11 protein-coding genes are annotated in these 12513 nt (G+C 72.5%); 6 read left to right on the top strand and 5 right to left on the bottom strand.

Annotated features, from left to right (window positions below):
- Window positions 1–42: 42 nt before the first annotated feature.
- The 5 genes from hpf to mtrA all read right to left on the bottom strand — a co-directional run bounded on the left by hpf (window position 43) and on the right by mtrA (window position 5658).
- Window positions 43–702 (bottom strand): ribosome hibernation-promoting factor, HPF/YfiA family, encoded by a 660-nt coding sequence (gene hpf, locus OB08_RS16060; RefSeq protein ID WP_461476507.1) that lies wholly within the window; start codon window positions 700–702, stop codon window positions 43–45.
- Between the two features lie 88 nt (window positions 703–790).
- Window positions 791–1486, bottom strand: a complete 696-nt coding sequence (locus tag OB08_RS16055) for a ComF family protein (protein ID WP_461476506.1) — start codon at window positions 1484–1486, stop codon at window positions 791–793.
- A 92-nt stretch (window positions 1487–1578) separates the two neighbouring features.
- The gene (locus OB08_RS16050) at window positions 1579–3264 is read right to left on the bottom strand and encodes a GerMN domain-containing protein (RefSeq protein ID WP_461476505.1); all 1686 of its coding nucleotides are present in this window, start codon (window positions 3262–3264) and stop codon (window positions 1579–1581) included.
- On the bottom strand, window positions 3261–4970 hold the full coding sequence (mtrB, locus tag OB08_RS16045; protein ID WP_461476503.1) for an MtrAB system histidine kinase MtrB: 1710 nt from the start codon (window positions 4968–4970) through the stop codon (window positions 3261–3263). Before mtrB ends, OB08_RS16050 begins: the two co-directional genes overlap by 4 nt.
- Before the next feature lie 7 nt (window positions 4971–4977).
- Window positions 4978–5658, bottom strand: coding sequence for an MtrAB system response regulator MtrA (gene mtrA / locus OB08_RS16040; protein ID WP_461476501.1), 681 nt, complete (start codon window positions 5656–5658; stop codon window positions 4978–4980).
- A gap of 230 nt (window positions 5659–5888) precedes the next feature.
- On the opposite strand from mtrA, the gene OB08_RS16035 reads away from it, so the two are divergent.
- The 6 genes from OB08_RS16035 (at window position 5889) to aqpZ (ending at window position 12448) form a co-directional block, all read left to right on the top strand.
- Window positions 5889–7262: a glycerophosphoryl diester phosphodiesterase membrane domain-containing protein gene (locus OB08_RS16035; RefSeq protein WP_461476499.1), complete on the top strand. Its 1374-nt coding sequence runs from the start codon at window positions 5889–5891 to the stop codon at window positions 7260–7262.
- Complete coding sequence (locus OB08_RS16030; RefSeq protein ID WP_461476497.1) at window positions 7253–7960, top strand: DUF4129 domain-containing protein; 708 nt, start codon at window positions 7253–7255, stop codon at window positions 7958–7960. Before OB08_RS16035 ends, OB08_RS16030 begins: the two co-directional genes overlap by 10 nt.
- A complete protein-coding gene (locus OB08_RS16025) occupies window positions 7957–9210 on the top strand; it encodes a DUF4350 domain-containing protein (protein ID WP_461476495.1) in 1254 nt (417 codons plus the stop codon). The genes OB08_RS16030 and OB08_RS16025 overlap by 4 nt, the downstream gene beginning before the upstream one ends.
- Entirely contained in the window at window positions 9207–10196 is a 990-nt protein-coding gene (locus tag OB08_RS16020) for an AAA family ATPase (protein ID WP_461476493.1), read from the top strand. Before OB08_RS16025 ends, OB08_RS16020 begins: the two co-directional genes overlap by 4 nt.
- A gap of 14 nt (window positions 10197–10210) precedes the next feature.
- Complete coding sequence (locus OB08_RS16015; protein ID WP_461476492.1) at window positions 10211–11512, top strand: DUF58 domain-containing protein; 1302 nt, start codon at window positions 10211–10213, stop codon at window positions 11510–11512.
- A 147-nt stretch (window positions 11513–11659) separates the two neighbouring features.
- Window positions 11660–12448 carry an aquaporin Z gene (gene aqpZ / locus OB08_RS16010; RefSeq protein ID WP_461476490.1) on the top strand — a complete coding sequence of 263 codons (789 nt, stop codon included), beginning with the start codon at window positions 11660–11662 and terminating at the stop codon, window positions 12446–12448.
- Window positions 12449–12513: the final 65 nt, after the last annotated feature.

Genomic DNA, 12513 nt, shown 5'->3' with positions numbered 1-12513 from the left:
ATGCCCCGGCCGCGCGGCCGGGGCATCCGTTCGTCTGTGCGCCTACGAGGCGACCGCCTCGGGGGCTGCCTGCGTCGTGAGCGAGATCACGCCGTAGTCCCAGCCCTTGCGGCGGTAGACCACGCTGGGGTGGTCGGTGCGGTTGTCGACGAACAGGAAGAAGTCGTGGCCGACCAGCTCCATGCGGTCGACGGCCTCCTCCACGGACATCCATTCCGGCTCGAACTCCTTCGTGCGGATGACGACGGGCGTGTAGCCCTCCTCCTCTTCGTTGCCGGTGATGATGGGGATCTCGCCGGTCGCGACGGCGCGGAGCACGTCGACGGATGCCGGCTGCACGTCGATCCCCTGGATGGCGCCGCTGCCCTTGTCGAGCTTGGCGCCCCGCGGGTGGTTGCGGGCGTCCACGCGCTTGTCCTTCGCGCGGCGGAGCTGTTCGCACAGCTTGTCAACCGCGAGATCGAGCGCAGTGAACTTGTCACCGTCAGTGGCCTCGGCCCGAACGATCGGACCCTTTCCGGTGAGCGTCAGTTCGACCGTGTCATCCTCCACGCGTCCGTTGTGATACGCGCGGTGCGTGACCTTGACGTCCACGCGTTGCGCACGTGGAGCGAGGTGTTCGATGCGGGCGGCCTTGTCTTCGACGACCGAGCGGAAGCGATCTGTGATCCCCACTCCCACGCCGACGATGCTGGTTTCCATCCCTGACCTCCTTGTTCCGGTCCTCCCGGCCAAGGGCGGACCTTCAGTCGCCTTGTCTCCCCCACGCTAGCCCTGCGCAGGTCGCCTGTCACCTGTGAGTTTCGATGGAGACACGGGGGCTCTCCCTGCCGTTCAGACGACGCGGGGTGGCAGCCACGGTGACCGCGCCGAGCACCTCGACCCCCGCCGCCCGCAGTGCTCGCACCGCCTCGGCGAGGCTCGCGCCGGTCGTGATGACGTCGTCGAGCACGACCGCGCGAGGGGGCACCCGGCCGCGGACCGCGAGGCTCTGCGCGACGTTGCGACGGCGCCCGTCACGGTCGAGCCCCCGCTGGTCGCCCGTCCGCCGCACGGGCGCGAGCGACGGCGTCACGGCGAGTCCGGCACGGCGCGCGATCAGCTCGGGGACGCGGAATCCTCGACGCCGGAAGGCCGCGCGCGAGGTCGGCATCGCGACGAGCAGCGCGTCGTGCGCGCCGTGGCGCTCGACCGCTGCCCGCAGTGCCGGCGCCAGGTGGCGTGCGAGCGGAGTGCGGCCCTCCTCCTTGATCGCACGGACCAGGCGCGCGGCCTCGCCTTCGAACGGCAGCCCGCTCCACACCGGGACGGCGCCGCCGGGCGCGTCGATCCAGCGCACCCGGGGGCGCGGAGCCACCGCGGCGGTGCACGCCTCGCACAGCTCGACGTCGTCCTCGCCGCATCCGGCGCACACGACGGGGAGCACGAGGGCCAGGGCGTCGCGCAGCGCGCGGCCGACGGGGGCGGGCATCCGGTCGACGATCACGGCTCGACTCTGACGGCGAGGGCGGATGCCGCCACCCGATCTGCGGTGGCCGGTGCGAAGCGCCCCGCGCGAGGGTCGCTGGGGAGGAACCGCTACTCGGGCGAGCCCTGCTGCGTGGCGAGCATCAGCACGCCGGTCGCCGTGGGCTGCCAGCTCGTGCCGCGCTTGACCGACAGCGTGCCGTCATCCGCGCGCAGTCGCGCGCTCGAGAGCGACGACGCCCCGGCGATGGTCGTCATGCCGGCGCCCGTGGCGCTCGTGGCCGAGGTCCCGCCGACCACCTGCTCGAGCACCGTCGACCCCTCCGCGTCGCCCGAGAGCACGCCGACCGACAGATCGTCGAGCCACGCGAGGCCGATGCCGGCGCTCGTCACGGCGGCGAGCTGCACGGGGTCGCCCAGCCGCACCGGCACCTCGTCGTCGGGACTCCGCACGATCCCGGCGACCCACAGCGCGTTGCGGCCCCCCGCCGAGACGATCGCGGCGAGGCGAGTGCCGTCGCGCGACACGGACATCGCGGCTATCGACGTCGCCCCCGACCACGCATCGGCGACGTCCACCGCGGTCGTGTCGGGCAGGAAAGCGCGCACGGCCGCCGGTTCGCCGCGCGGCACGCTCCACACGATGCCGAACGGGTCGATCGAGGGGTCGATGGTGCCGGGCCGCGTGTCGAGCACATCGTAGGTCTCGTCCTCGCGGAAGCGCACCACCTCGCCCGTGGCGAGGCGAGCCGTCGCGACGTCCCCATCGGGCCCCATCTGCACGGAGACGGGCGGGAACTGCGCGGTGAGCGACGACATCCAGTCGATCTCCTCGAGCGTGGATCCGGTGAGGAAGCCGAAGCCGTCCGCCGTCTGCACGAGGGGCGCGCCCGGGATGCGCGTCGAGCGCACGTCGACCGCCTCGGCGTCCAGCGGCACCGAGTCCACGGTGAGTTCGACGTTCGTGACGTTGGCCGTGCGGAGGCTCTCCCGCAGCTGCGTGTACATGCGGTCGAGGGTCTGCGGGTCGGCGGACAGCGCCGCCTCGTTCAGGTCGACCACGGTCGCGTTGCCCGTCCCGCGCACGGAGGCGACGACCTCGACGCTCTCGGGGAACGCCGATTCCACCGACTCGGCGAGCCACGCGCTCCGCGGCCCGTCGACGAGGGCGTCGGCCACCCGCGAGGGCGCGTTGATGGTCGGGAACCAGCGCGCGTCCGGCACGAGGTACTGCCACGACGGGTCGAAGTACATGACGCTGTAGCGATGGAACACCTGCGGGAACACGTCCTCGTCGAGCACGACGCCGTCGGGTGCCTGGCTGATGCGCCACTCGCCGTCGACCTGCGTGAGCTCGAACGGCAGGAGCTGCTCCCCGATCCCCGCGCGCTCGTAGGTGCCGTTGGCGTCGACATTCGCCACCTGGGTGATCGCGAGATCCACGACACCCTCTTCGGGCTCGCTCGTGCGGCGATCGGTGAGGATGTCGACCGTGACGCCGGCCCGCGGCTGCCACACGTCGGCGAAGTCGTCGGTGAGGAACTCGCGCGCGCGGTCCCAGTTGGCCGTCAGGCCGGGTCCGGACCCGGCCCGGATGAAGCCCTCGACGATCTGCTCGGGCGTCGCGCCCGGCTGGGGGCTGTCGGGCAGGAGGAACGAGATCTCCTCGGCGTCCGGTGCATCGTCGGTGCTGAGGCCGAACTTGATCTGCCCGCTCGTGGGCAGGCCCGCACACGCGGTGAGCACCAGCGCGAGCATCGCGACGATGAGGAGCGGGATGCCGCGGCGACGGGTCATGACGGGCCTCCTCGGGTCGCGGCATCCGTCGCCGGCAGAGCATCGGGCACCTTGATCGGCTGTGTGAGCCCGAGGTCGTCCACCGCGGTGATCGAGTCGTCGCCCGGATCGAGCGGAATGGGCGACGGACCGGTGAGCGGCCCGCGCCCGCGCGGCAGGGTGAGGACGAAGTGGGTGCCGCGCCCGAGTTCGGACCAGACGGCGAGCTCGCCGCCGTGGAGCCGTGCGTCGCCGAGAGCGATGGACAGGCCGAGCCCCGTGCCGCCGATGGTGCGGGTGCGCGAGGGGTCGGCACGCCAGAAGCGGTCGAAGACGCGCTCGACCTCCTCCGGCTTCATACCCAGGCCGTAGTCGCGCACGCCGAGGGCGACGGCCTGCTGGTCGCTGTCGACCGTGATGACGATCGGGCGGCCCTCACCGTGCTCGATGGCGTTGCCCAGGAGGTTGCGCACGACCCGGCGGACGCGTCGCGGGTCCATGTCGACCGGCGAGTACCCGCCCGGCGCCACGAGCCGCACGTCGGTGCCGTGCTGTTCGGCGAGCTGCTCCATCGAGGCGATGACGTCTTCCGCCAGGTGGGCGAGGCTCGTCGCCTCGAGCTCGAGCTGCACCGATCCGGCGTCGTAGCGGCTGATCTCGAGGAGGTCGGTGAGCAGGGTCTCGAACCGCTGGACCTGGTTGTTGAGCAGCTCCGCCGCACGAGCGGTCGCGGGATCGAAGTCGGCGCGCTGGTCGTTGATCATGTCGGCCGCCAGGCGGATGGTGGTCAGCGGCGTGCGCAGCTCGTGCGACACGTCCGACACGAACCGCTGCTGCACGAGCGAGAGGTCGGCGAGCTCCTTGATCTGCGACTCGATGCTGTCGGCCATCGCGTTGAACGAGCGGCCGAGCGTGGCCAGCTCGTCCTCGCCGCGCACCGGCAGGCGCACCCCGAGTTCACCCGCCGCGAGCTTCGCACTGGTGTCGGCCGCCTCGCCGATCGGGGTCGTGACCGAGCGGAGCACGAACCACGCGATGCCGCTGATGAGGAGCACGAGCCCGATGCCGACGAGCCACAGCGTGCCCTGCACGAACACGAGCGTCTGGGGCGCGTTCTCCAGGTCGTAGGCGAGGTAGAGCTCATAGGCCCCGACGCCCGGCACGGTGATCTGCTGCCCGACGACGATCCCCGGGACCGAGCCGCCGTCGTCGGTGGGCAGTGCGATCGACTGCCACACCTGCCGGTCGGAGTTGTCGCGCACGGCCTCGCGCAGCGGCTGGCTGATCGCGTTCTCGAACCGCAGGTCGCTCGTGAAGTCCTGCGGGGCGTTCGGCGAGGGGGGCCCGATCCGGAACGCCGCTTCGACGTCGCTCGCCGACTGCGACGCCAGCGTGCCGCGCACGAGCGTCATCACGTTCTGGAGCTGCACGGTGTCGCTCTGCGACGTCGAGCTGTCGAGCGTCCGCTGTGCGGCCGTGGAGGCGCGCAGTGCGTCCTGGAGGACCTGCTCCCTGCGAGACTCGAACAGGTCGTTCTGGATCACGAGCGCCATCCACACGCACGCCACGATCACCGCGAGCGCAGTGAGCCCGAAGGTCACGAGCAGCGTGCGGAAGCGCAGCGAGCGCCGCCACAGCGCGGCGATGTTGCCGGGCCACGCGCGCCAGTGACGCCATCCCGTCAGCGGCCTCCGGGTGGCCGTCACCCCCGTGATCGGGGCCGTCATCGGAGCCTCAGACGACGGCGCCGGCGCGGTAGCCCACGCCGCGCACCGTGGTCACGATCTTCGGGTTGTCGGGGTCGAGCTCGACCTTCGCGCGCAGGCGCTGCACGTGCACGTTCACCAGGCGCGTGTCGGCCTTGTAGTGGTAGCCCCACACCTGCTCGAGGAGCATCTCGCGAGAGAACACCTGCTGCGGCTTCGACGCGAGCGCGACGAGCAGCTCGAACTCGAGCGGGGTCAGTGCGATCGCCGTGTCCCCCCGGCGCACCTCGTGCGCAGCGACGTCGACCGTGAGGTCGCCGATGCGGAGGTGGTCGTTCGCGGGCTGGCTCGCCGGACGCAGACGCGTCTTGATGCGCGCGACGAGCTCCTTCGGGTTGAACGGCTTGACGATGTAGTCGTCGGCACCAGACTCGAGGCCCTTCACCACGTCGGCGGTGTCGGTGCGGGCCGTGAGCATGATGATCGGGATGCCGGACTCGGCGCGCACACGGGTGCAGATCTCTATGCCGTCCATGCCGGGCAGCATGAGGTCGAGGAGGATGAGGTCGGGACGCTCGGAGCGCCACGCGTCGACGGCCTTGGCGCCGTCGGCGCAGAACGCGGTGTCGAATCCCTCGGTGCGCAGCACGATGCCGATCATCTCGGCGAGGGCGGTGTCGTCGTCGACCACCAGGATGCGTGAAGTCATCGCGCGGATTCGTCCTTCTCTCGGCACGCGGGGCAGGGCGCGGACGGCGCCTTCCCCCTGCGCTCCCCACAGAGTAGTGGACGGCGCCTGAGCGGAGGCCGAAGACCGACCGTGACGACGCCGTGCGTCGCCCGCAGGGCACCCCGAGGGCGCCCGCGCGATATGACACGATAGGGATCAGCCAGCGAGGCGTCCCGCGCGAGCAGGAGCCCGACGACGAAGGGGACACCGTGACCGCCTATCCGGCCTGGACACCGGCATCCCGACCCGGCATCATCCCCCTGCATCCGCTGTCGTTCGGCACGATCCTGGGTCGTTCATTCGCCGCGCTCCGCCAGAACCCCCGCGTGCTGCTGGGGTTCGCGCTCATCGTGCAGACCCTCGGCTACCTGATCGTGCTCTCGGCCGTCATCGCCATCGCGTGGGCGTCGTTCTCGCGGCTCGACACGCTGCGGTTCGGCACCGAGGAGTTCGAGGCCGTGATGGCCGGGTCGATCGCGATCACGCTCATCGCCGGCTTGGTGCTCGGACTCGCCGCGGGAGCCCTCGGCGTCATCGTGCAGGGCATCGTCGTGACCGAGGTCGCCCACGCCGCCCTCGCCGAGAAGCTCCCGCTGGGCGCCCTGTGGCGTCAGGTGAAGCCGATCGTCTGGCGCCTCATCGGCTACGCCGTGCTGCTCACGCTCGCGCTCGTGACCGTGATCGCGGTCGTCGCCGCCGTCCTGATCGGCATCGGCATCACCGCAGGACCGTGGGTGTTCCTGTTCGCGATCCCGGTGATCGTGGCCGCCGTCCCGCTGACGTGGTGGCTGATGATCAAGCTGCTCCTGGTGCCCGCGGCGATCATCCTCGAACATGCCACGATCGGCCAGGCGATCGCCCGGTCGTGGCGTCTCACGCGCCGCCGCTTCTGGCCGGCGCTGGGCGTCATCTTCCTGATCTCGGTCGTCTTCGGAACGGTCGCCCAGGTCATCAGCATCCCGTTCAGCTTCCTCTCGACCGGGCTGACCACGGTGATCGCGCCCACGGGCGACCCCGAGCCGTCCGCGATCATCGCGCTGATCGTCGCGGGGCTGCTGACCCAAGCCGTCACGCTGCTGCTGCAGTCCGTCGCTGTCGTGGTGCAGGCGACCGCCACCGCGATCATCTACATCGACTGCCGCATGCGGCACGAAGGGCTCGATCTCGATCTGCTCGCCTATGTCGAGCGACGGGATGCCGGCGCCACGGTCCTCGCGGATCCCTACCGCGAGAACATCGGGCGGATCATCGCGCCGCGTCCGGCTGCTTATCCGGCGTACCCGCCGGCGGCGTTCTCTCCGGTCTACGGGGCGACGCCGCAGGCGCAGGCGCCCTACGGGCAGCCCGCGTATGCGCAGCCTCACTACGCGCAGGCGTCGTCCGGTCAGCCTCCCTATCCAGGCCAGCCCTCCGGACAGCCTCCATATGCGGGCCAGCCCTCCGGACAGCCTCCCTACGCCGCGCCGCAGCCAGACCCGATGCCGGCCGCCACGGATGAGCCCACCGCCACCCCGCCTCCCACGACCTGGACGGCGCCCGGAGCACCGGCCGACGGGGTCGACCGCGAGTCGCCGTGGGCCTGATCGCCGCCGGGACGGGGCTCGGCCCCGCCGTGCACCGGCTCGCCGCGCGCGCCATCGAGGCCGTGCCGCCGCTGACGCCGGACGGTGAGGAGGGTCGCCGCTGGGCGGAGCAGGAGCTCTCGGACCCGGTGTACGACATCGCCGAGCCGACTCCGCTCGACCGCCTCGCGCGGGCGATCGCGGAGTTCTTCGAGGGCCTCTTCTCGACCGAGCTCTCCGGCGGGTGGGGCTCTGCCGTCGCGATCGTGGCGGCGGTCGTCGTCATCCTCGTGATCGTCGTCGCGTTCGCGCTGTGGGGCGTGCCGCGGGCGACGCGGCGGGCACGGCGTGACGCTCCGGCGCTGTTCGGCGACGCCGAGCACCGTTCGGCCGCCGAACTGCGAGCGGTCGCGGCATCCCACGCCAAGAAGGAGGAGTGGGAGGCCGCGATCGTCCTCCGCTTCCGGGCGCTGGCGCGCGGCTGCTCCGAGCGGGGCGTGGTCGACACCGCGCCCGGCGCCACCGTCCACGCGTTCGCGCGGGCCGCCGCCCGCGCCTTCCCCGCCCTCGCCGACGACCTCGAGACCGCCGCGACCGCCTTCGACGACGTCCGGTACCTCCGCAGGCCGGGTACGGAGGAGCTCTATCGGAGGGTCGCCGACACCGACGCCGCAGTGGTCGCCGCGCGGCCCGTGGTGCGAGAGGACGTCCTGGCATGAGCGCGGGGACGGCGCCGCTCGCCGAGCGCGGCCGGATCGGAGCCGCTCCTCCCGACGCGGCATCGCGCGAGCACGAGCCGCTCGAGGCGGAACCGCGCGAGCCCGGCCGTCGGCGCCGCGTCGCCACGTGGATCGTCATCGGGATCGCCCTCCTCGTCGTCGGCGGAGTCGGCGCCCTGATCGCCGCCGCGGGCGAGTGGAACCCGCGTGACGCGCTGGACCCCGAGTCCGCAGGGCCGACGGGCACGCGCGCTCTCGTGGAGATCCTGCGAGACCACGGCGTGGAGGTCGCTGTCGTGCGGGACCGCACGGCCGCCGCCGAGGCCCTCGCCGAGGGAGAGGCGACGCTCGTCCTGTCCGACGCACCGGCGCTGTCGGACGAGGCGCTGCGCGCGGTCACCGACGCGGCCGCCGACGTCGTGCTGATCGACCCGCGGTCGCGCACCGTCGACCTGCTCCTCCCCGGCGCCGGAAGTGCGGGCTTCGCTCCGGCGGGCGCCGTGGCACCGGGGTGCGAATTCCCGGCTGCGGTCCGCGCCGGCGACATCGAGCCCGGTGCCCTGTTCGAGCCCGGGGACTCCGGTACGGCGACCTGCTATCCCACGGCCGACGGCTACGGGCTCCTGGTCGGTCCGCACGGCGAGGGCCACGCGGCGATCGTCGACGGCACGACGCTGTTCACGAACGAGCGCCTCGCCGCCGACGGGAACGCCGCCCTCGCGATCAACCTCATGGGGCGGCATCCGCTCGTCGTGTGGTACCAGCCGGGAGCCGGCGACACCGACCTGACCGACACCGACCCGACGCTCGGAGAGCTCACGCCGCCGTGGGTGAGCGCCGTCATCGTGCTGCTGCTCGTCGCAGGCGTCGCCGCCGGCATCTGGCGCGGCCGGCGCTTCGGCCCGCTCGTCGCCGAGCGTCTGCCCGTGACGGTCCGCGCGTCCGAGACGACCGAGGGCCGCGCCCGGCTGTACGGCCAGTCGCGCGACGCCCTGCACGCCGCCGACCAGTTGCGTCTCGGCGCGCTCGAGCGCCTCGCGCGCGTGCTCGGGCTCGGCCCCGGATCCTCGGCCCCCGAGATCGCCGACGCCGCGGCCGCGCGCGCGGGCATCGACCGCGCGGCCGCGCGGCGCATCCTGATCGACGACGTCCCCTCCGGCGACGCCGAGCTCGTCTCCCTCCGTCAGCAGCTGCGCCGGCTCGAAGACGCCGTCCATGCCGCCGTCCGCCCCGAAAGGAAAACGCGATGACCGACACTCCCCCGACCGGACCCGCCACCCACGACGACGCCGCGCTGCGCGAAGCCATGAACCGGGTGCGCCTCGAGGTCGGCAAGGCCGTGGTCGGTCAGGACGGCACCGTGACCGGGCTGCTGATCGCGGTGCTCGCCCGAGGGCACGTGCTGCTCGAGGGCGTTCCGGGTGTGGCGAAGACCCTGCTCGTGCGCACGTTCAGCACCGCGCTCGGCCTGGACACCAAGCGCATCCAGTTCACCCCCGACCTCATGCCCGGCGACGTGTCGGGCTCGCTGATCTACGACGCGCGCGCGGGAGAGTTCGAGTTCCGCGAGGGCCCGGTGTTCACCAACATCGTGCTGGCCGACGAGATCAACCGGACGCCCCCGAAGACACAGGCGGCGCTGCTCGAGGCCATGGAGGAGCGCCAGGTGTCGACCGACGGGGTGACCCGCGCGCTCCCCGACCCCTTCCTCGTCGCCGCCACGCAGAACCCCATCGAGCACGAGGGCACCTACACGCTGCCCGAGGCGCAGCTCGACCGGTTCCTGCTCAAGCTCATCGTCGACCTTCCGCCGCGTGACGCCGAGGTCGCCGTGCTGCGACGCCACGCCGGCGGATTCGATCCGCGCGACCTCGCCGCCGCCGGCGTGGGCCGCGCGGCGAGCGCCGACGAGATCCGCGCGGCGCAGCGGGCCGCGGCATCCGTCACCGTCTCGGACGACGTGCTCGGCTACGTCGTCGACCTTGCGCAGGCCACGCGCCGCAGCCCGTCGGTGCAGCTCGGCGTCAGCCCGCGCGCCTCGACGGCGCTGCTGGCGACCGCCAAGGCGTGGGCGTGGCTGGGCGGCTACCCCGCCATCACCCCCGACCACGTGCAGACCATGCTGCTGCCCACGTGGCGTCACCGCATCCGGCTGCGCCCCGACGCCGAGCTCGAGGGAGTGTCGGTCGACGCCGTCCTCGGCTCGGTCGTCCAGCAGACGCGCGTCCCGATCTGACGCCGAGAACCCCGATGTACCTCACCGGCCGCCTCCCTCTTCTCGTCGCCCTCGGCGCCGTGCCCGTCGTGCTGCTCTCGACGGCCGGCGTCGACGCGTGGCTCGCGGCGGCGGGGTGGGTCGTCCTGTGCGCGGTCCTCGCGCTGACCGACGCGGCCGTCGCGCCCGATCCCCGCGCCCTGCGCATCGAGCGACGGGTGCCCCGCCGGGTGCTCCTCGGCGAGCCGGCCGTGGCTGAGATCGGTCTGCGCAACGACGGGGCGCGGACCATTCGCGGCCGGCTGCGCGATGCATGGCAGCCCACCGCCGGCGCGCCGGCCGACCGGATCCCCCTCTCGATCCCGCCGGGCGAGCGGCGCATGTTCGCGATTGCGCTGCTCCCCCGTCGCCGAGGGGAGCTCTCGACCCGGTTCGCGGTCGTGCGGTCCGACGGGCCTCTGCGGCTGGCCGGGCGCCAGGCGAAGCTCGAGTCGGTGGGCGCGATCCGGGTTCTCCCGCCCTTCACCGCACGTCGCCACCTGCCTTCCCGCCTCGCGCGGCTGCGCGAACTCGACGGCAACACCAGCGTGCAGGTGCGGGGGCAGGGCACCGAGTTCGACAGCCTGCGCGAGTACGTGCGCGGCGACGACGTGCGCTCGATCGACTGGCGCGCGACGGCTCGGTCCACGACCACGATGCTGCGCACGTGGCGGCCGGAGCGCGACCGGCACGTCGTCATCGTGGTCGACACCGGCCGCACCTCGGCCGCACGCGTGGCCGACGGCGTGCGGATGGATGCCTCGATGGAGGCGGCGCTGCTCCTCGCAGCCCTCGCGAACCGCGCCGGCGACCACACCCACCTGCTCATGTTCGACCGGGTGACGCGTGCGCGCGTGACGCGGGTCGACGGTCCGGCGCTCCTCCCGGCGCTCGTCGACGCGATGGCTCCTGTCGAGCCCCAGCTCATCGACACCGACTGGGACGCCGCGTTCGCACAGGTCCGCGCACTCACGTCCCGCCCCTCGCTCGTGGTGCTGCTGACCGCACAGGACGCCGTCGACGCCGCACGCGGGTTCCTCGGCTCGCTGCCCGCGCTCACCCGGCGGGCGCACGTGCTGGTCGGGACGGTGACCGAGGAGGCCCCGCCTCGCGAGGAGCGGCCGGACGCGGCATCCGTCTACCGCGAAGCAGCCGGCGAGAAGACCGCGCGGGATGCTGCCACCGTCGCGGCCGCGATCGGCAGGGCCGGTGCCGAGGCCATCGCCGACACTCCCGAGTCGCTGCCGCCGCGCATCGCCGACCGCTACCTGGCGCTCAAGGCGGCCGGCCGCCTCTGACGACGAACCGATGCACGGCCGCCCACGCCTCCGTGAACGCGCGGAGAAATCTCGCGTGGTCGGGAGTAACCGGATGACACTCCGCGTCTCTTCCCTGGGAATCGGCTGGACGTGGCGCTAGCCTCGCGACCAGGAAAGGGGTCCGTCATGTCCGATACCACCATCCCGCCCACGACAGTCAACAGACTCGTCGCCGAGGCCCTGGGAACTTTTCTGCTCGTGTTCGGCGGCGTCGGGGCGGCCCTCTTCGCCGCCAACTTCCCCGCCGACTCCGACACCAACCCGCTCGGCATCGCCTTCGTCGGCGTCTCGCTCGCCTTCGGCCTGACCGTCGTGGCCGGGGCCTACGCGTGGGGCCCGATCTCGGGCGGCCACTTCAACCCGGCGATCACCCTCGGTCTCGCCGCGGCGGGCCGCTTCGAGTGGAAGAACTCGATCGGCTACATCATCGCGCAGCTGATCGGCGGCGCGATCGGCACGACCCTCATCGTGCTCATCGGCATCTTCGGGCCCGATAACTGGCTCGCCGATGCGCAGGACGGCGGATTCGCCTCCAACGGCTTCGGCGAGCTGTCGCCGGGCGGGTTCGGGCTCGGCGCCGCGATCATCGCCGAGGTGCTGCTCACCGCCATCTTCGTGCTGATCATCCTCGGCGTCACGCACTCGACGCGCGGCACCGCGGCCCTCGCGCCCCTCGCGATCGGCCTCACGCTCACGCTCATCCACCTCGTGTCGATCCCGATCGACAACACCTCGGTGAACCCGGCGCGCTCGATCGCGGCGGCGATCTACGGCGGCCCCGGGCCGCTCTCGCAGCTGTGGGTCTTCATCGTGTTCCCGATCGTCGGCGGACTGCTCGCCGGCTTCCTGCACCGCGCGCTCTTCGAGCCCAAGGGGACGCTGCCCCCCGTCCAGGCCGAAGGACGCGTCAAGTAGCCCTCGCCGAACGACGGAGCGGCCCGCCCCCGGAAGGGGGCGGGCCGCTCTGTTATCGCGAGGGT

The organism is Microbacterium sp. HJ5 (genome assembly GCF_054824025.1).
Note: the sequence above shows the minus strand (reverse complement) of the source record. Positions and strands in the feature narration are given on the sequence as shown.